Raw genomic sequence first — 17,949 nt, forward strand, 5'->3', positions numbered from 1 at the left:
GCCAGGAAAGGGATCGGGGCGGTAGCAACCGTCGATACGGGTTTGCCGGAACTCAGCGATCCGGCGCTTCCGCCGGTTCGCCGCGCATTTCACTCAGGAAGAACCCTTCACGCAGATTGATACCGTATTCGACGAAGGCTTTCATGCAGCAGAGCATCTGGGTCCAGCCCTCGCAGTTCAGATAGGTGCTGCGGCGGCCGGCCTCGTCCTCGCGCCAGCCCGATTCCTCGATGATGACAAGCGTGCCGCCATCCTCCAGCGCATCGAAAGTCATCTCCACTTTGGTTCTGTAACGGACGCCGTCCTCGCCGGTGCCGCCTTCCCAGTGAAGGACGATGCGCTTGTTGGTCTCCACTTCATCGACCTCGACGGGGGCGTTCTTCCACCAGATGACGGTCGTTCCCGCCACTAGGGGCGCGCTCGCCCCGCCGACAGTGGTGAAGTAGCTCGAAAGCTTCTTCGGGTTGACGACAGCATCGAAGACTTCATCCACCTTGCGGCCGATCCGTCCTGAAATCCGAACATTCAATGTCATGGCATCTCCTCCATCATTTGTTTGTCGTTATCGCTCCATTGCGAATGACCTCATTATGTTATAAAAACATAACATGTCAAACGAATCGGATAGCGATCTCATTTTCAAGGCCCTTGCGCATCGTCGGCGGCGCGAAATCCTGGACATGCTCAAGGATGCACCGCGCACGACGGGCTCGCTCTGCGAGGCTTTCACGGATATGGACCGCTGCACCGTGATGCAGCACCTGAAAGTGCTTGAAGATGCAGACCTAGTGATCGCCAGGAAAGAAGGACGCGAGCGCTGGAACCACCTGAACAGCTTGCCGATCAAGCAAATCCATGATCGCTGGATCAGCGCCTATGCCGGCCATGCCCTCTCCATCCTCGATCAGCTGAAGAACGATCTGGAGGGCTAAAAAAGATGGTTGGGGTTCGGAGAAAGCCGGATTTAGGCTGCGCCGGCGCGGCCCAACAACCGTTTCAGCCTGTCGCTCGTCCCGTCCTCTTCGAGCGGCGTATAGACGACCAGCTTCATGTCGGCACGGTCCATGACGGCAAGCGCGGTATATTCGAATGTCATCAAGCCGCCCTCCGGATGGCGCAGACGCTTGTGACCTGTCAGCGGTCGCAGCACATCCTGTCTCGGCCACCAGGCGCGAAATTCGGGGCTCGCCTGCGTCAACGTGGCGATCAGCCGCTCGAAGTCGGGATCGCCGGCATAACGGGCACTATCGGCACGGAACATCGCCAACGAATTCGCGGCCACGATCTCCCAATCGACAAGAAGCTGCCGATGCGCAGGATCGGTAAACACCCGATGGACGCTGTTGCGCGCGTCCCCCTGCAGCAGGGCGTAATCGCCGAAAAGTGCGACTGCGGCGGCATTCCAGGCCAGCACATCCCAACGCCGGCCGAGAACATAGGCCGGTTGGCCCCTAAGGCTCGCAAGCATGCGCCGCAGAGCGTCTGGTACATCCTCAGGACCGCGCGAAGGAGCTTCCGCAGACGGCCGATCACTCAGCGTAAAGAGATGCCGCCGCTCGGCCGGATCGAGGCGTAGCGCGTCGGCCAGCGCCGACAGAACCTCCGTGGAGGGGCGGACATCCCGGCCCTGTTCCAGCCATGTGTACCAAGTGGTGCCGACACCGGCGAGAAGCGCCACTTCCTCGCGCCTGAGCCCCGGCGTGCGCCGCCGAAACCCTTCCGGAAGCCCGACGCCTGCGGGCGTCAGTTTTTCCCGGCGGGAGCGCAGAAAGGCGCCGAACTCGCGACGCCTGGCTTCAAGAATGGTCTGGCTCTGGTTGATGGTCATGCTTTATCATAGCAGGATCAATACTAGGATAAAGTCAGAACTGTTTGCCGCGTTCACAAGCTGCCAAATATCCATCATGCAGATAACGAGAAGGCGGTTGCTATGGATATGAGCGGCAAGACGGTCCTGATTACAGGCTCGACGGATGGTGTCGGGCGCCGAGTTGCGGAACGACTGGCAGCAGCAGGTGCGACGGGGATCGTTCATGGTCGCGACAAGACCCGCGCGGAAGAACTGATCTCCCGCATCCAGGATACGGGCGGCAAAGCGGCCTATTATCTCGCCGACCTTTCCTCGCTGGAAGAGGTCCGCACTCTGGCCGACGCCATCGAGCGCGACTACGGTCGCCTTGATGTCCTGATCAACAATGCCGGCATCGGCACCAGTGGCAGCGACGCCGGGCGCCAGGTAAGCCGAGACGGATACGAGCTGCGCTTTGCGGTGAATTATCTCGCCGGCTTCCTGCTGACGCGCCGGCTCCTGCCTCTGTTGAAGGCAAGCACTCCCGCCCGCATCGTCAATGTGTCTTCCGTCGGCCAGCAAGCCATCGACTTCTCCGATGTCATGCTGACGCGCGGCTATAGCGGCGTGCGCGCCTACTGCCAGAGCAAGCTGGCGCAGATCATGTTCACCTTCGATCTCGCCGAGGAGCTTGCCGGCTCCGGCATCACCGCCAACTGCCTGCATCCGGCGACCTATATGGATACGACCATGGTGCGTCAGGCAGGCGTTGCACCGCTAAGCTCTGTCGAGCAAGGGGCCGATGCCATCCTCAATCTGGCCGCCGACACCGCTCTGGAAGGACACACCGGCCTCTATTACGACGGACTGCGCCCATCCCGCGCCTCTGCTCAAGCCTATGACGCGACGGCGCGACAGCGCCTGCGGACACTCAGCCAGAGCCTTGCCGGCCTCGCCTGAACCACATCTCCCAACACTCCCCTACCCCAGAAAGGAGACACCTATGTCGTCTCAACACGTCGCCATTATCGGCGGCTCCTCCGGCATCGGTCTTGCGACCGCCGGCCATCTTCTCGAAAAAGGCTATCGCGTTACCATCACGGGTCGCGATGCCGCCAAGCTCCAGGCAGCTGAGCAGAGCCTCGACGGCGATATTGCCGCCGTGACCATGGATGCTGCCGACTTTGCCGGCCTTGCCGAGGCCTTCCAGGCACTCGGACCGGTCGATCATCTCGTCCTGGCATTGGGCGGCGGCAATGGCGCCGGCCCTTTCGCCACGATCGACCTCGCCGATCTCAGGAAAGGCTTCGAGCAGAAAACGATGGCGCATTTCGCCTGCGCCCAGGCTTGCCTTCCGCATCTTTCGAAGCAAGGCAGCATCACCTTCGTCTCTGCCGTCTCGGCACAGGCGGCGATGCCCGGAACCGCAGGGCTCGGAGCCATCAATGCCGCCATAGCCGTCCTGGCGCCGATCCTCGCCGTCGAACTCAAGCCGGTCCGGGTAAATTGCGTGTCGCCCGGCGTCGTCGATACTCCCTGGTGGGATTTCACCGCAGAGCAGAGGGAGCAAACCTTTGCCGGCTTTGCGGCACGCACGCCGGTTGGCCGCGTCGGCAACCCACGGGAAATCGCCGAAGCCATCGCCTTCCTGATCGGCAACGGCTTCACTAGCGGCCACACGCTGATCTGCGACGGCGGCATCCGCCTCGGCTAGTAATCACCGCGCCGTTGCCGACATCATCGGACAATAGCGCCCTCAGTCGTTGCGAACGCGGGCCTGAAGCTGGGTCAGGATCTCGATCAGCCGCGGCGCCATCTCACGGATTTCGACCAGATGAATTGAACTGAGCATTTGGAGAACCTTTTCGGACTTTTCCGTCAATTGCAGCGTCTGCCGGCGCTTGTCCGTTGGATCGGGATGACGGGTGACATAGCCGCCGTCGATCAGGCGCCCCACAAGTTCTGTCGCGGTATGCGGTGCGATCAGCAGCTTTTCCGCGAGCATGCCGATCGTCATCGCCTCGGCGGCGCCATTCCCTTTGATCGCCAGCAACGCCTGATGCTGCTGTGGAGGCAGGCCCGCCTCCTGCGCCGCGGACGTGCTGAAATCCATGAACTTGCGCAGGGTATAGCGCAGCGTCGCCAGCGCCTCATAGTCAGCCTGCGAAAGAGCTTCATCCAAACGTCGCACCATCAAAATCGTCCTCATTGCCGCTATTCGCGGTCCTCAAGCATATCGCGCAAAATCTTCAGCGGTTTTGCGGCAACCCTATGCTCTGGATCAAGAACCAAAAGTGCCGAAACCGAATCTTGCAGATCGCAATGCACATCGGTTGATTTATATCGCATTACGATATATTTGCCGTCTCCAAGCGGGGAACGGCTGAAAGGCGGTCCCGCGCGCTTGGAGCATTCCAGGAAAAGTGCGCAGCGGTTTTCCGTCCGGAATGCGTAAGAATACGAAAATAGAGCGCTTTCGCTATTCGAAGAAAAGCGGAAATGCTCTGGCACAGAAGGCCTCCCATGCAGGACATACCCACCTCACAAAGTCACAGCCACGATTTCTCCGGCGGGGCCTCCCGCAAGGACAATGGCGATTTCACCACGGACAAGCGCGTCCTGATGCTGATTGCCATGGCGCTCGTCGTCGGCACCGGCGGCGCCTTCGCTGCCTGGGTACTCATCAACCTCATCGCGCTCGTCAGCAATGCGGTCTGGCTGTTCAGGATCAGCACCGAGCCGCTCTCCTTTGCCACGGTGGCACGCTCGCCTTGGATGGTCGCCGCTCCCATCCTGGGCGGCCTCGTCATCGGCCTGATGGCACGTTACGGCTCTGAGAAAATTCGCGGCCACGGCATTCCCGAAGCCATCGAGGCGATCCTGATCGGCGGCAGCCGCATGTCGCCGAAGGTGGCGGTGCTGAAGCCGCTTTCATCGGCGATCTCGATCGGTTCCGGCGGTCCATTCGGCGCGGAAGGTCCGATCATCATGACGGGCGGCGCCATCGGTTCGCTCTTTGCGCAGTTCTTTCATATGAGTGCCGCCGAGAGAAAGACCCTGCTTGTTGCCGGCGCTGCGGCCGGCATGACGGCGGTGTTCGGCACGCCGATCGCGGCCGTCATGCTTGCCGTCGAACTGCTGCTCTTCGAATGGAAGCCGCGCAGCTTCATCCCGGTCGCGGTCGCAGCCTGCGTCTCGGTCGTCTGGCGGCCGCTCCTGATCGGCAGCGGCGCGCTCTTCCCCGTGCATTTCGACATGTCGCTCTCCTGGTGGGGCATCGTGCTCGCCGCTGGCCTCGGCATCGTCTCCGGCCTGCAATCCGGCCTGCTGACGACTTTGCTCTATAAGATCGAGGATGCCTTCGAGAAGCTGCCGATCCACTGGATGTGGTGGCCCGCACTCGGCGGCCTCGTCGTCGGGCTCGGTGGGCTGATCGAGCCACGCGCGCTGGGCGTCGGCTACGACATCATCGCCGATCTCCTGCATAGCCGCATCGCCGTCGGGGCCGTTCTGGCAATCCTGTTGGTCAAGGCGGGCATCTGGCTGGTGGCACTGTCCTCTGGCACATCGGGCGGCGTCCTGGCGCCGCTGCTCATCCTCGGCGGAGCCCTCGGCTGGCTGGTCGGCCTCGCCCTGCCCGGCGATCCCGGTTTCTGGGCGATGCTCGGCATGGCGGCGATGATGGGAGGCACGATGCGCGCTCCGCTGACGGGCACATTCTTCGCCGTCGAGCTGACCGGTGATACGAGTGCGCTGGTGCCCCTGCTTGCGGCAACAGTCGCGGCCTATGCCGTCACTGTCCTTCTGCTGAAACGATCGATTCTGACGGAAAAGATCGCCAGGCGTGGCCAGCACATTACCCGCGAATACGGCATCGATCCGTTTGAGCTGACCCGTGCTCGCGACATCATGATCGCCAAGGTGGACACCTTGCCAGCCTCCATGCGCCTGTCGGAAGCGCTAGCGCAGATGACGGAGCAGCCGGATGCGCATCGCTTCTATCCAGTCGTCGGAGAGAATGACCGCCTCGTCGGCATGATCTCGCGCGCCGATGCTTTGCGCTGGCAGGGCGAACCGGAGCTCTTGGATCAGTCGCTCTATGACGTGATCTCGGATACGTCTCTTCCCGTTGCCTATGCCGAAGATACCGTGGGACGCGTTGCCGATATCATGATCCATGCCGATACGGGACGTGTTCCCGTCGTCGAACCGCAGACCGGCCGCCTCGTGGGCCTCATCGCCCGTAAGGATCTGCTGCGGCTGCGCACCGCGACCAATCGCGCGGAGCTGGAACGCGGCGCTTACCTGCGATCCAAAGGCTAAGGGGGAGGAGTGGCGTCAGCGCGGCAAAAGAACTGCGCGGCGCCTTCCTTGGCCATCTGCCGGAAAATTTAAGAGCGATCCACGACGACCGATGGATGTTTACGATCCTGGGTGCCTACAAACGTAGGTGGGCACCGTGTGTCCAGGCCCACGGGCCTGGTCAGGGACAGCTCCCTTTGGATCGAGTATGGCCCCAGGGATTGTGGTTCCTGTCGGGAAGCGCAGACCGCCTGAACTATATAAAGAGCTTTGAAGCTTTCTACCAGAGGGCACCGATGGGCAGCCCCAGAAATAACTCAAGCCTGCTCGACGCCCGGCCGCTCTAAAAGCTTCTCGGTGATGCCGTGAATGCGCGTCGTCACCTCATCGATGACGCTTGCCAGCGTCTCCTCGGCCCGCGCATTGGCTGCCACGGTCGTATCGCGGGTGCTGGTCAGGGCTTCCAGCTCCGTTTCCAGCGAAGACACGCGCCGGGTCAATTCGCTCACCTCGTCCATGATCATGATGCCGGCCATGACGGTCACCCGGAGATCGCCGATCTCACCGAACTGGCTCTTCAAATGCATGACATAACGGTCGAAGCGATTGGCAAGATCCGTCAGATGGCCTTCCTGGCCTTCTTCACAGGCCATCCGGTAGGCTTTGCCGTCGATCGTTACCGTTACTTGTGCCATTCGACTTTCCGATCATTGCCGCGCTGCGACGGCTGCCTCCCGAGGGATCAGCGGTCCAGCACGGCTCTTATGGTTTCCATCGCCGTGACGAGCCGGCGCGACACTTCGCGATTGACCTCTTCCAGCCGGTTCGCACGGAACTCGGCCTGGTCCAATTCCTGAGCAAGGCGGGACCGATCGGCGTGAACCCTGCGGACCTCGCCTTCTATATCGCTCTGCGCCCGTTCCCGCTCGAACCGTCCGTCAACCGCGCTCTCCAAAGTCGAAAGCGCCTGGCGCAATTGGGCGAGCGCCGCGTCCACCGTTTTGCCTGAAGGTGTCATACCCTTCGCATCTCCGCGCAAGGCCCGAATCAAAACATCCGGCCACTTGTCTGATTTCGCAACAATATTCAACTCGGCAACAGCACGTCAATAAAGGCTGTCATGTGGCAGCCCCCCTATTCTGTGGATGAATGCCGCCTTTGCCGCCTGCACAGGCCTTGTCGCATGATTGTCGTCTTTTGTAAAAGTGAACGGGCAAATGTCAAAAAATTGCCCCGAGAGGCTTGTATTGGGTCCTCGATTTATTGACTTGCTCGCCCTAACTGCTATGTCTCGACCGCCTGAGGCGACGTTGAAAATGGCGTTCGGAAGAGCGTCTCCCCTTCACCCGCCTTTCAACCGATGACCCTCCTCCCCAAGCGTGTGGCCATCCCCCGAACCCGGAACACTGCGGAAAAACCCATGAACTCTCGCGAACAACACGACCGGATGGCGAATGCGATCCGTTTCCTTGCCATGGATGCTGTCGAGAAGGCCAATTCCGGTCACCCCGGTTTGCCGATGGGGATGGCTGATGTCGCCACCGTTCTCTTTAGCAAATATCTGCGCTTCGATCCGAAGAACCCGCTTTGGCCGGACCGCGACCGCTTCGTCCTGTCGGCTGGCCACGGCTCGATGCTGCTTTATTCGGTCCTCTATCTGACCGGCTATCCCGACATGACGGTCGAAGAGCTCACACGCTTCCGCCAGCTCGGCTCCAAGACCGCCGGCCATCCGGAATACGGTCACGCCACCGGCATCGAAACCACCACCGGCCCGCTCGGCCAGGGCATTGCCAATGCCGTCGGCATGGCGATCGCCGAACGCAAACTGCGCGAGGAATTCGGCTCGGAACTTCAGGATCACTACACCTACGCCATGTGCGGCGACGGCTGCCTGATGGAAGGCATCAGCCATGAAGCGATCGCGCTGGCCGGCCACCTCAAGCTCAACAAGCTGATCCTGTTCTGGGACAACAACTCCATCACCATCGACGGCGCGGTCTCATTGTCGGATTCGACCGACCAGATCATGCGCTTCAAGGCCGTTCACTGGAACACGATCGAAATCGACGGTCACGACCAGGCCGCCATCGCTGCGGCCATCGAAGCCGCACACAAGTCCGACCGCCCGACGTTGATCGCCTGCAAGACGATCATCGGCTTCGGCGCTCCGAACAAGCAGGGTACGCACAAGGTCCATGGCTCGCCGCTCGGCGCCGAGGAAATTGCCGCGACCCGCGTCGCGCTCAACTGGCCCTACGAGCCCTTCGTCATCCCGAACGACGTCCTCGGTGAATGGCGCGCTGCCGGCGAGCGCTCCGTCGGCACTCGCGAGGCCTGGGAAGGCCGCCTTGCTGCCGCCGACCCGGCCAAGAAGGCCGAGTTCACCCGCCGCTTCGATCACAAGCTGCCGGCCGGATTCGACGCCGCCATCAGCGACTACAAGAAGAAGCTCGCGGAAACCAAGCCGACGGTCGCGACCCGCAAGGCATCGGAAGATGCGCTCGAAGTCATCAACGGCTTCATTCCGGAGACGCTCGGCGGCTCGGCCGACCTGACGCCGTCGAACAACACCAAGACCAGCCAGATGAAGTCGATCACCCCGACTGATTTCTCCGGCCGTTACATGCACTGGGGTATCCGCGAACACGGCATGGCTGCCGCGATGAACGGCATCGCGCTCCACGGCGGTCTCATTCCCTATAGTGGCGGCTTCCTGATCTTCTCGGATTATTGCCGTCCGCCGCTGCGCCTCGCTGCCCTGATGGGCATCCGCGCCATCCATGTCCTGACGCATGATTCCATCGGCGTCGGCGAAGACGGCCCGACCCACCAGCCGGTCGAGCAGGTCGCAAGCCTGCGCGCCATCCCGAACTTCCAGCTCTTCCGCCCGGCGGATGCAACAGAAACGGCGGAATGCTGGCAGATCGCCATCAAGACGACCAACCGTCCGTCCGGTCTCGCCCTGACCCGTCAGAACCTGCTGGCCGCTCGTACCGAGTACAGCGAGAAGAATCTCTGCGAACTCGGCGCCTACACGCTGGCCGGCAATGCCGATGCCAAGGTGACGATCTTCGCTTCAGGCTCCGAAGTCGAACTCGCCGTCGCCGCCCGCACCGTTCTCGAAGGCAAGGGCGTCTCCACGCGGGTCGTTTCGGTTCCCTGCACCGAACTCTTCTTCGAGCAGCCGGACGCCTACCGCAAGGAAGTCATCGGTAACTCGCCGGTCAAGGTTGCCGTCGAAGCTGGCGTTCGCGAAGGCTGGGATGCCTTCATCGGACCGGAAGGCGCCTTTATCGGCATGAAGAGCTTCGGCGCTTCGGCTCCGTACAAGGACGTCTACAAGCATTTCGGCATCACCACCGAAGCCGTTGTTGCCGCTGCTGAGGCAAAGCTTTCCTGAGGGCGCTGACAAGCGCTCTCAAATCCCATAGATAAACACCCTGAATGAAAGGGAGTGACATTCATGACTGTAAAAGTAGCCATCAACGGTTTTGGCCGTATCGGCCGTAACGTCCTGCGCGCAATCGTCGAATCCGGCCGCACCGACATCGAAGTCGTTGCCATCAACGATCTCGGCCCGGTCGAAACCAATGCTCATCTGCTGCGTTACGATTCCATCCATGGCAAATTCCCCGCCGAAGTGAAGGTCGAAGGCGACACGATCATCGTTGGCGGCGGCAAGCCGATCAAGGTCACGGCGATCAAGGATCCGGCAACCCTGCCGCACCGCGATCTCGGTGTTGACATCGCCATGGAATGCACGGGCATCTTCACCGCCCGGGACAAGGCCGCCGCTCACCTGACGGCCGGCGCCAAGCGCGTCATCGTTTCGGCTCCTGCCGACGGCGCCGACCTGACCGTCGTTTTCGGCGTCAACCACGACCAGCTCACCAAGGAGCATTTGGTCATCTCCAACGCGTCCTGCACCACGAACTGCCTGGTGCCGGTGGTCAAGGTTCTCGACGACGCGGTCGGCATCGACCACGGCTTCATGACGACAATCCACTCCTACACCGGCGACCAGCCGACGCTGGACACCATGCACAAGGATCTGTACCGCGCCCGCGCCGCAGCCCTGTCCATGATCCCGACGTCGACGGGCGCAGCAAAGGCTGTCGGTCTCGTTCTGCCGCACCTCAAGGGCAAGCTCGACGGCACGTCGATCCGCGTTCCCACGCCGAACGTCTCGGTTGTCGACTTCAAGTTCGTGTCCAAGAAGGCAACGACGGTCGGCGAAATCAACGAAGCCATCAAGGCTGCATCGAACGGCAAGCTGAAGGGCATCCTCGGCTACACCGACGAGCCGCTGGTTTCCCGCGACTTCAATCATGACAGCCACTCGTCGATCTTCGCGACCGACCAGACCAAGGTCATGGAAGGCAACTTCGTGCGCGTCCTGTCCTGGTACGACAACGAGTGGGGCTTCTCCAGCCGCATGTCGGACACGGCCGTTGCCTTCGCCAAGCTGATCTGATCATGGCCTTCCGCCCGCTCCTTCCGACGACAGTCCGCTGGCGTCCCTTGGAAGGAGACGGGCTGGAGCACCTGACGATCGCTCCTATCGACAATGCCGGCGCTGCGGCCATCCGCGCTGCCGGCATTATCATTGGTGCCCGCGGCGGCACGCCCTACGGCGTCTCTTACCGCATCGACTGCACCGCCGATTGGGCCGTTCTTTCCTTCTCGGTCGAAACCACCGATGGCCGCCGCCTGGCGCTGATCTCGGATGGCAAGGGACACTGGCGCACCGAGCATGGCATGACGCTGCCGCAATTCGACGGCTGCATCGATATCGATCTCTATGGCTCGCCCTTCACCAACAGTCTGCCGATCCGCCGGTTGGAGATGACGCCCGAAAGCGGAACCGCCAAGCTCTCCATGCTCTATATCCCGTTCGACACCTTCGAACCGGTGCGCGACGGTCAGCACTATACCTGCATCGTGCCGGAGAAACTTTACCGCTATGCGGCCGAAGACCGGGATTTCACCGTCGAACTTCCGGTGGATGAGGATGGGCTCGTGATCGACTATCCAATCTATTTCAGGCGCGTGCACGTCTGAGCGAAGGCCTCGGTATTGAGCTCGACATCGGTATGGTCGCCTTTGAAGGCTCCGTCGCTGTCTGGCATGAAATCAACGAGCAGCGAGCTTGTGCATGGATCCTCGGGTCAAGCCCGAGGATGACGGGGCATTGGGGGTAGTCCTGTGGGCAAACGATAGTTTGCTTAGACAGGATTTCACTGTCACCACACAGTCAATCAGCGAAATGCATCTCCAAAGTCGCTATGTGTCTTTAGCCCATCCTCAAGCGCCGTCATCCTCGGGCTTGACCCGAGGATCCATACACAAGCCTTTCGGTATGGCCCAAGGCATCATGAGCACTTCATTCGCTATCCATCGATTTAAACGTTTCGGGCGGTAAGGTGATCTATTGTAGATTTCGAAGTGCATTCTTGGGTTTCAGAGGCCCAATCGCAATTGCCCTTCAAAACGCCCCAATCTTTGCTCCCCCTGCCCTGCTATGGTCCAGATTTACCAGTACATTTTGGGTAGGAAGTCTCCCAGGGCATTTCAAGCCGCTTCGCCGTTCTGGCAAAAGCGCATCACACCATGACGTCGCAATCTTCAGAGCGGGCTTCAATTATAAAGCTCTCCTCTGAATGAGGCTATATTTGCCAATATGGCCGGCAAGACTGCATGATGGGGTGACGAAGGGACTCCGGCATTCCGGGCTTTTAGCCCCAGCAGAGCAGCGGCGCACGGAAAAGGGGAAGAAAAGGTGGAGGCATTTTACGTCATCGTGCTGATCAGCACGGTTCTCATTCTCATTGCTGCCTTCTCCAGCCTCCTTGCTTTCCGCTTCGGCGCACCCCTGCTGCTGCTCTTCCTCATGATCGGCCTTGCCGCCGGAACGGACGGCCTCGGCATCGAATTCTCCAACAATTATCTCGCCTATATTCTCGGCTCCCTGGCGCTTGCCATCATTCTCTTCGATTCCGGCTATGGGACGCCGATCCAGGCCTTCAAGCTTGCTGCGGCACCCGCGCTGACCATCGCTTCCGTCGGCGTCATCGTAACGGCCGCATTGTTCGGCCTCGCGGCCACCTGGCTGCTCGGCTTTACCTGGCTTCAAGGGTTGCTGCTCGGCTCCATCGTCGCCTCGACGGATGCGGCGGCGGTCTTCTTCCTGCTGCGCATCGGCGGCATCAATATCCGTGACAAGGTACGCTCGACGCTGGAGGTCGAATCCGGCACCAATGACCCGATGGCGATCTTCCTGACGCTCGCCTTGGTCGAACTCCTGGCAAACGGCGAAGGCTATGCCGGCATCAACCTCGCCATGCTCGCCACCTTCGTCCAGCAGATGGGGCTAGGCGTCATACTCGGCCTGCTCGGCGGCATGATGATCGTCCTCATCGTCGGCCGCTTGGAAACCGACCGCGGCCTGACCCCCATCTTCGTGCTGGCGCTGGCACTCCTCGTCTTCTCGTTTACCGGCGCCGTCGGCGGCAGCGGCTTCCTGGCCGTCTATGTCGCAGGCATCTATGCCGGCAATCGCAAGCTGCCCGCATCCGCCTCGATCAAGCGTTTCCAGGACGGCATGACCTGGCTGGCGCAGATCATCATGTTCCTCGTTCTCGGCCTGCTCGCGACCCCATCGGAATTTCCGGCGATCGCCGTCCCTGCCGTCGCGCTGGCATTGTTCCTGATCTTCGTTGCCCGACCGATCGCCGTCTGGCTCTGCGTGCTGCCTTTCGACTACACGCAGCGGGAGACCGGCTTCGTCGCCTGGGTCGGTCTGCGCGGCGCCGTCTCCATTCTTCTGGCGATCATGCCGATCCTCGGCGGCCTGCAGGCCGGCCAGACCTATTTCAACGTCGCCTTCATCGTCGTGTTGGTGTCGCTGCTCGTCCAAGGCTGGACCATCAAACCGATGGCGCGCCGCCTCGGCCTCATCGTTCCCCCGCGCATGGGGGCGATCGACAAGGTCGAGGTCGACCTGCCGGGCACGGTCAACCACGAACTCCTCTCCTATCGTGTCGTGAAGGACAGCCCGGTCCTGCGCGGCGAACGCATTCCGCGCTGGGCGACGCCATCGCTCATCGTTCGCGATGGCAAGTCCATGCGCTATCAATATGCCGGCCGCCTGCGCGAAAACGATATCGTCTATCTTTTCGTCTCCCCCAATTATTCGCGTCTTCTCGACCGCATCTTCGCCAGCCGCGCGCCGGTCGATCCCGAGGATGCCGAATTCTTCGGTGCCTTCTCGATATCACCGCTGCGCCCCGCCGCGGACCTCGATGCCGCTTATGGGCCGGGGCTCCTCAGCGAACAGGAGAAAGGTCTTACCATCGCCGAGCTCATGCGCCATCGCCTTGGTGGCAAGGCCGACTATGCCGATCGCGTACGCCTCGGCGAGATTATTCTCATCGTCCGCGATCTCGACGAAAACGATCATATCCAATCCGTTGGAATGTCACTCGAGGCGGTGGAACCGCCCGTCATCATGCCGATCTTCATCAATCTCCACGATATTTTGAAGAGCGTCCGCGCCTATCTGCAGAAGCGGCGTGAGCGCGCGCATGAAGCTGTTGCGGACGAATCAACTACAGGCAAAAACGACGCCTGAAGGCCTTGAGCGACCCCTGGAAAAATGCGTGGCGGCTTTCCGTGCGGAATTGCCAAAAATCAGAGAAATAGAACCGTTCGGCGATCCGATGAAACGCCGAACGGTTCTTGCGTCTCCGATCATCCGTAGTATGGTCGGCGCGCTTTTCGCCACCAACAATATCGGATCCTCCCATGGCAGCCTTCAAAACTCTCGACGATCTCACCGACATCTCCGGCAAGCGCGTACTGGTGCGCGTCGACCTCAACGTGCCGGTCAAGGATGGCAAGGTCACCGATGCGACCCGCATCGAGCGGGTCGCCCCGACGATTCTCGAATTGTCCGAAAAGGGCGCCAAGGTCATTCTGCTTGCTCATTTCGGCCGCCCGAAGGATGGCCCCTCCCCGGACCTCTCCCTCGGCCTGATCGTGCCGGCGGTTGAAGAGGTCCTGGACCATGCCGTTCTCTTCGCTTCCGACTGCATCGGCGCCCCCGCTGCCGACGCCGTTGCCAAGATGAACAACGGCGACATCCTGCTGCTGGAAAACACCCGCTTCCACAAGGAAGAGGAAAAGAACGATGCAGCCTTCACCAAGACGCTCGCCGTCAATGGCGATATCTACGTCAACGACGCTTTCTCGGCCGCGCACCGCGCCCATTCCTCGACGGAGGGCCTCGCCCACCTGCTGCCGGCCTATGCAGGCCGCACGATGCAGGCAGAGCTTGAAGCCCTGGAAAAGGGCCTCGGCAATCCGGTCCGCCCCGTCGTCGCCATCGTCGGCGGCGCCAAGGTTTCCACCAAGATCGACCTTCTGACGAACCTGGTGAAGAAGGTCGATGCGCTCGTCATCGGCGGCGGCATGGCCAACACCTTCCTCGCCGCCCGAGGCACCAATGTCGGCAAATCGCTCTGCGAACATGACCTTGCAGACACAGCCAAGCAGATCATGATCGAGGCCGCCACAGCCGGCTGCGCGATCGTGCTGCCTGAGGACGGCGTCGTCGCTCGCGAATTCAAGGCCGGTGCCGACAACGAAGTCGTCGCGATCGAAGCGATCCCTGCCGATGCCATGGTCCTCGATGTCGGTCCGAAGTCCGTCGAAGCGATCAACAACTGGATCGGCCGCGCCACCACGCTGGTCTGGAACGGCCCGCTCGGCGCCTTCGAAATCACGCCTTTCGATGCCGCAACCGTCGCAGTTGCCAAATATGCCGCCGAATGCACCAAGACCGGCAAGCTGACCTCGGTCGCCGGCGGCGGCGACACGGTTTCGGCGCTCAACCATGCCGGCGTTGCCGACGACTTCACCTATGTCTCGACGGCGGGCGGCGCGTTCCTCGAATGGATGGAAGGCAAGGTCCTGCCGGGTGTCGCAGTTCTGCAGGCCAGCAAATAAACAAGCCTTATCACCGTGAACGATACGGGCCGCGAAAGCTAAAGCTTTCGCGGCTTTTCCATGAGTGCTAGGATTACATGAAAGACTTTCAAACGGTTGAAATCATTTCAATCGTTTCAATTAGTTAGCCTGCCATTTCCCTCCTTCTACACTTCTGTTATCGCCGATCTATATTGTTCTTGTCGCCGAATGAAATCGCCTTGGAGAAACAAAATGAGCGAACGAATTGAAGACATTGCCGTAAAGATGGTTGCTGGTGGCAAGGGCCTCCTGGCGGCGGACGAATCCACCGCCACGATCAAGAAGCGCTTCGACGCCATCTCTCTCGTATCAACGGAAGAGAGCCGCCGCGACTATCGCGAAATGCTCTTCCGCTCCGACGACGCAATGAAGAAGTACATCTCCGGCGTCATCCTCTATGAGGAAACCCTCTTCCAGAAGGCCGCGGACGGCACCCCCTTCGTCGATATCATCAAGGCTGCAGATAGCATTCCCGGCATCAAGGTCGATGTCGGCGCCAAGCCGCTCGCCGGTTTCCCTGGCGAAACCGTCACCGAAGGCCTCGACGGCCTCGCCGATCGCCTGGCGAAATATTATGATGCCGGCGCCCGCTTTGCCAAATGGCGCGGCGTGATCGCCATTTCCGATACGCTGCCGACCTATGGCGCCATCAAGGCCAACGCCCATGCGCTTGCCCGTTACGCCGCCCTCTGCCAGCAGGCCAAGATCGTTCCGATCGTCGAGCCGGAAGTGCTGATGGATGGCGAGCCCGGCACGCAGAGCCTCGACCGCAGTGAGGAAGTTACCCGCTGGACGCTGCAGATCGTCTTCCAGGAGCTCGCAGAAGCCCGCATCAAGCTCGAAGGCATGATCCTGAAGCCGAGCATGGTCATCGACGGCAAGAAGGTCCGCAAAGCCTCGGTCGAGCAGGTCGCCGAACGCACCGTCAAGGTTCTAAAAGAAACCGTTCCGTCAGCCGTTCCCGGTATCGCCTTCCTCTCCGGCGGCCAGTCCACCGAAGAGGCGACCGCCCACCTCTCCGCCATCAATTCCGGCTATGAACTGCCCTGGAAGGTGACCTTCTCCTATGGTCGCGCCCTGCAGGACAGCGCGCTGAAGGCATGGGGCGGCAAGCCGGAAAACGTCGCCGCCGGCCAGCGCGCCTTCACCCATCGCGCCGAGATGAACTATCTCGCCGCCAAGGGCAGCTGGACGAAGGATCGCGAACAGGCTGCCTGATGCCAGCTGGAGCAATTCCAGGAAAAGTGCACTGGAATTTTCCGTCGGGAGTTGCGTAGAAACAAACGGATAGAGCGGTTCAATGACTCGGTGAAAGCTGAACCGCTTGAGTATTCGAATGAACGAAAAGCCTCGGTCGCGATGCGATCGGGGCTTTTTGCTTTCGGACAATGGCCAACCGGGCGTTCAGAACAGAGCAAGTTACATCTGACACAATGGTAAGAATAGCTTTGCTGTGATATCGGAAAACAAACCATGTCAAATGGATGTTACGAAAACGCGGCACTAGCTTGTCCCACTTATAATAAAAGGGGCCAAATAGAGGGGTTGCCATATGCTTGCTTGGCGCAGTTTTGTTGCTGTTCTTTCTGTAGTCCTAGTTGCACAAATAGACATTGCTCGCGCCGAACAATTGCAGACGGCTGTTCCCGTTTTCTCCGCGACCGGACCGGACGCAGAGGCTTACGGTGAGAAACTCGGCTACCCCGTAGGCCTGCCGCTGAGCGAACAACGGAACATGATCGGCAACTTCAGTCACGCCGATAAGCTCGCGCCAACGCATACGATCGCCGCCGCCGAGCATCCGTTACAGCTTTTACGCGCCCCGTCCGAAATTTCGGTCAAGTTCACGTTCGGCACCGAAACGGCCTCCTTGTCGAAATATCTCGACACCAATCCCACCACGGGCCTGCTGATTGCCCACAACGACACGATCCTGTTTGAACATTACCAATATGGCCGCACCGACCGCGACCGCCTTGTCTCGCAATCCATGGCGAAAACCTTGACCGCTATGATGATCGGGATCGCGATTTCCGAGGGCGCCATCCATTCGATCGACGATACGGTTGAGACCTATGTGCCGGAGCTGAAAGGCACAGAAATGGGCGTCACACCGATCCGCGCCTTGCTGCATATGGCCTCCGGCATTGCCTTCACCGAGAACTTCGGCAATCCCGACGATAACGTTCGCCTCAGCAATTCACTCCTTGGCCCGGAAAAGCTTGACCCAATCACGGCCGTATCGCGCTTCAACAAGCGAGTGGCGCCTCCCGACACTGTCTGGCACTACAGCAATCTCGATACAGAGGGGCTGAGCCTGGTCCTGACACGCGCCACGCATATGAGCATGGCGGACTATCTCCAGTCCCGGATATGGCAGCCAATGGGGGCGGAAGCCAACGCGAACTGGCAGGTCGACAGCACCGGCCAGGAGGTGGGCTACTGCTGCTTCAGCGCGACACTGCGCGATTATGCCCGCTTTGGTCTGCTGCTCGCGCATGACGGCGCCTTGAATGGCCGGCAGATCATCCCGCGCCAATGGCTGCTCGATGCGACGCAGCCGGTCAAGCAAGGCTCGTTTCTTGCGGTCAATCACGAAACGAACCCTTGGGGCTACGGCTATCAAACCTGGCTGATGCCCGGTCCGCGCCGAACGTTTTTCCTGGACGGCAAAGCAGGCCAGCGCATCCTGGTCGATCCGGCGACACACCTGGTTCTCGTGCACACAGCGGTACGTGCAAAGCCCGGCGATGTCGGCAGTGCCGAGCTCGTCGAACTCTGGTCCAGCGTGCTCAAACAGTTTCAGAGCAATTAACGCGATCGCCATT

Annotated in this window: 16 protein-coding genes and 1 other RNA gene; 11 read left to right on the forward strand and 6 right to left on the reverse strand. The window is 60.6% G+C overall.

Annotation, left to right across the window (positions count from 1 at the left end; all coding sequences use genetic code 11):
* Positions 1-52: 52 nt before the first annotated feature.
* Complete coding sequence (locus PH562_RS10545) at positions 53-535, reverse strand: SRPBCC domain-containing protein (protein ID WP_285172916.1); 483 nt, start codon at positions 533-535, stop codon at positions 53-55.
* A gap of 73 nt (positions 536-608) precedes the next feature.
* Here PH562_RS10545 and PH562_RS10550 point away from each other — a divergent pair, with 73 nt between their 5' ends.
* Positions 609-932, forward strand: coding sequence for an ArsR/SmtB family transcription factor (locus PH562_RS10550; protein ID WP_285172917.1), 324 nt, complete (start codon positions 609-611; stop codon positions 930-932).
* A gap of 32 nt (positions 933-964) precedes the next feature.
* On the opposite strand, the gene PH562_RS10555 is transcribed toward PH562_RS10550, so the two are convergent.
* Positions 965-1,828 (reverse strand): helix-turn-helix transcriptional regulator, encoded by an 864-nt coding sequence (locus tag PH562_RS10555; RefSeq protein ID WP_285172918.1) that lies wholly within the window; start codon positions 1,826-1,828, stop codon positions 965-967.
* A 102-nt stretch (positions 1,829-1,930) separates the two neighbouring features.
* Between PH562_RS10555 and PH562_RS10560 the strand changes: the two genes are divergently transcribed.
* Positions 1,931-2,749 (forward strand): SDR family NAD(P)-dependent oxidoreductase, encoded by an 819-nt coding sequence (locus PH562_RS10560; protein ID WP_285172919.1) that lies wholly within the window; start codon positions 1,931-1,933, stop codon positions 2,747-2,749.
* 43 nt (positions 2,750-2,792) lie between these two features.
* Positions 2,793-3,503, forward strand: coding sequence for an SDR family oxidoreductase (locus PH562_RS10565; RefSeq protein WP_285172920.1), 711 nt, complete (start codon positions 2,793-2,795; stop codon positions 3,501-3,503).
* Between the two features lie 42 nt (positions 3,504-3,545).
* On the opposite strand, the gene PH562_RS10570 is transcribed toward PH562_RS10565, so the two are convergent.
* Positions 3,546-3,983, reverse strand: coding sequence for a MarR family winged helix-turn-helix transcriptional regulator (locus PH562_RS10570; RefSeq protein WP_113230702.1), 438 nt, complete (start codon positions 3,981-3,983; stop codon positions 3,546-3,548).
* Positions 3,984-4,312: 329 nt separating this feature from the next.
* Between PH562_RS10570 and PH562_RS10575 the strand changes: the two genes are divergently transcribed.
* Entirely contained in the window at positions 4,313-6,112 is a 1,800-nt protein-coding gene (locus PH562_RS10575; RefSeq protein WP_285172921.1) for a chloride channel protein, read from the forward strand.
* Between the two features lie 72 nt (positions 6,113-6,184).
* On the opposite strand, the gene ssrS is transcribed toward PH562_RS10575, so the two are convergent.
* The 3 genes from ssrS to PH562_RS10590 form a co-directional block, all read right to left on the reverse strand.
* Positions 6,185-6,343, reverse strand: a non-coding RNA gene (ssrS, locus tag PH562_RS10580) — 6S RNA.
* Positions 6,344-6,408: 65 nt separating this feature from the next.
* Complete coding sequence (locus tag PH562_RS10585; RefSeq protein ID WP_285172922.1) at positions 6,409-6,786, reverse strand: cell division protein ZapA; 378 nt, start codon at positions 6,784-6,786, stop codon at positions 6,409-6,411.
* Between the two features lie 47 nt (positions 6,787-6,833).
* Positions 6,834-7,109, reverse strand: coding sequence for a DUF4164 domain-containing protein (locus PH562_RS10590; RefSeq protein WP_015341018.1), 276 nt, complete (start codon positions 7,107-7,109; stop codon positions 6,834-6,836).
* Positions 7,110-7,511: 402 nt separating this feature from the next.
* On the opposite strand from PH562_RS10590, the gene tkt reads away from it, so the two are divergent.
* The 7 genes from tkt (at position 7,512) to PH562_RS10625 (ending at position 17,936) form a co-directional block, all read left to right on the forward strand.
* On the forward strand, positions 7,512-9,494 hold the full coding sequence (gene tkt, locus PH562_RS10595; RefSeq protein ID WP_285172923.1) for a transketolase: 1,983 nt from the start codon (positions 7,512-7,514) through the stop codon (positions 9,492-9,494).
* Between the two features lie 63 nt (positions 9,495-9,557).
* The gene (gene gap / locus PH562_RS10600) at positions 9,558-10,568 is read left to right on the forward strand and encodes a type I glyceraldehyde-3-phosphate dehydrogenase (RefSeq protein WP_092850606.1); all 1,011 of its coding nucleotides are present in this window, start codon (positions 9,558-9,560) and stop codon (positions 10,566-10,568) included.
* A 2-nt stretch (positions 10,569-10,570) separates the two neighbouring features.
* Positions 10,571-11,155, forward strand: a complete 585-nt coding sequence (locus tag PH562_RS10605) for a putative glycolipid-binding domain-containing protein (protein ID WP_285172924.1) — start codon at positions 10,571-10,573, stop codon at positions 11,153-11,155.
* 718 nt (positions 11,156-11,873) lie between these two features.
* Positions 11,874-13,724, forward strand: coding sequence for a potassium/proton antiporter (locus PH562_RS10610; protein ID WP_285172925.1), 1,851 nt, complete (start codon positions 11,874-11,876; stop codon positions 13,722-13,724).
* 173 nt (positions 13,725-13,897) lie between these two features.
* The gene (locus PH562_RS10615) at positions 13,898-15,100 is read left to right on the forward strand and encodes a phosphoglycerate kinase (protein ID WP_285172926.1); all 1,203 of its coding nucleotides are present in this window, start codon (positions 13,898-13,900) and stop codon (positions 15,098-15,100) included.
* Positions 15,101-15,313: 213 nt separating this feature from the next.
* Complete coding sequence (locus PH562_RS10620) at positions 15,314-16,339, forward strand: class I fructose-bisphosphate aldolase (protein ID WP_113408244.1); 1,026 nt, start codon at positions 15,314-15,316, stop codon at positions 16,337-16,339.
* Between the two features lie 334 nt (positions 16,340-16,673).
* Complete coding sequence (locus PH562_RS10625) at positions 16,674-17,936, forward strand: serine hydrolase domain-containing protein (protein WP_285172927.1); 1,263 nt, start codon at positions 16,674-16,676, stop codon at positions 17,934-17,936.
* Positions 17,937-17,949 lie beyond the last annotated feature (13 nt).

This window comes from Rhizobium centroccidentale (assembly GCF_030182565.1).
Taxonomy (GTDB): Bacteria; Pseudomonadota; Alphaproteobacteria; order Rhizobiales; family Rhizobiaceae; genus Rhizobium.

What these genes read in the sequence shown, in the direction of transcription:
- PH562_RS10545 (WP_285172916.1), bottom strand. Translation starts at nt 535, where the DNA reads ATGACATTGAATGTTCGGATTTCAGGACGGATCGGCCGCAAGGTGGAT.
- PH562_RS10550 (WP_285172917.1), top strand. Translation starts at nt 609, where the DNA reads ATGTCAAACGAATCGGATAGCGATCTCATTTTCAAGGCCCTTGCGCAT.
- PH562_RS10555 (WP_285172918.1), bottom strand. Translation starts at nt 1,828, where the DNA reads ATGACCATCAACCAGAGCCAGACCATTCTTGAAGCCAGGCGTCGCGAG.
- PH562_RS10560 (WP_285172919.1), top strand. Translation starts at nt 1,931, where the DNA reads ATGGATATGAGCGGCAAGACGGTCCTGATTACAGGCTCGACGGATGGT.
- PH562_RS10565 (WP_285172920.1), top strand. Translation starts at nt 2,793, where the DNA reads ATGTCGTCTCAACACGTCGCCATTATCGGCGGCTCCTCCGGCATCGGT.
- PH562_RS10570 (WP_113230702.1), bottom strand. Translation starts at nt 3,983, where the DNA reads ATGGTGCGACGTTTGGATGAAGCTCTTTCGCAGGCTGACTATGAGGCG.
- PH562_RS10575 (WP_285172921.1), top strand. Translation starts at nt 4,313, where the DNA reads ATGCAGGACATACCCACCTCACAAAGTCACAGCCACGATTTCTCCGGC.
- PH562_RS10585 (WP_285172922.1), bottom strand. Translation starts at nt 6,786, where the DNA reads ATGGCACAAGTAACGGTAACGATCGACGGCAAAGCCTACCGGATGGCC.
- PH562_RS10590 (WP_015341018.1), bottom strand. Translation starts at nt 7,109, where the DNA reads ATGACACCTTCAGGCAAAACGGTGGACGCGGCGCTCGCCCAATTGCGC.
- tkt (WP_285172923.1), top strand. Translation starts at nt 7,512, where the DNA reads ATGAACTCTCGCGAACAACACGACCGGATGGCGAATGCGATCCGTTTC.
- gap (WP_092850606.1), top strand. Translation starts at nt 9,558, where the DNA reads ATGACTGTAAAAGTAGCCATCAACGGTTTTGGCCGTATCGGCCGTAAC.
- PH562_RS10605 (WP_285172924.1), top strand. Translation starts at nt 10,571, where the DNA reads ATGGCCTTCCGCCCGCTCCTTCCGACGACAGTCCGCTGGCGTCCCTTG.
- PH562_RS10615 (WP_285172926.1), top strand. Translation starts at nt 13,898, where the DNA reads ATGGCAGCCTTCAAAACTCTCGACGATCTCACCGACATCTCCGGCAAG.
- PH562_RS10620 (WP_113408244.1), top strand. Translation starts at nt 15,314, where the DNA reads ATGAGCGAACGAATTGAAGACATTGCCGTAAAGATGGTTGCTGGTGGC.
- PH562_RS10625 (WP_285172927.1), top strand. Translation starts at nt 16,674, where the DNA reads ATGCTTGCTTGGCGCAGTTTTGTTGCTGTTCTTTCTGTAGTCCTAGTT.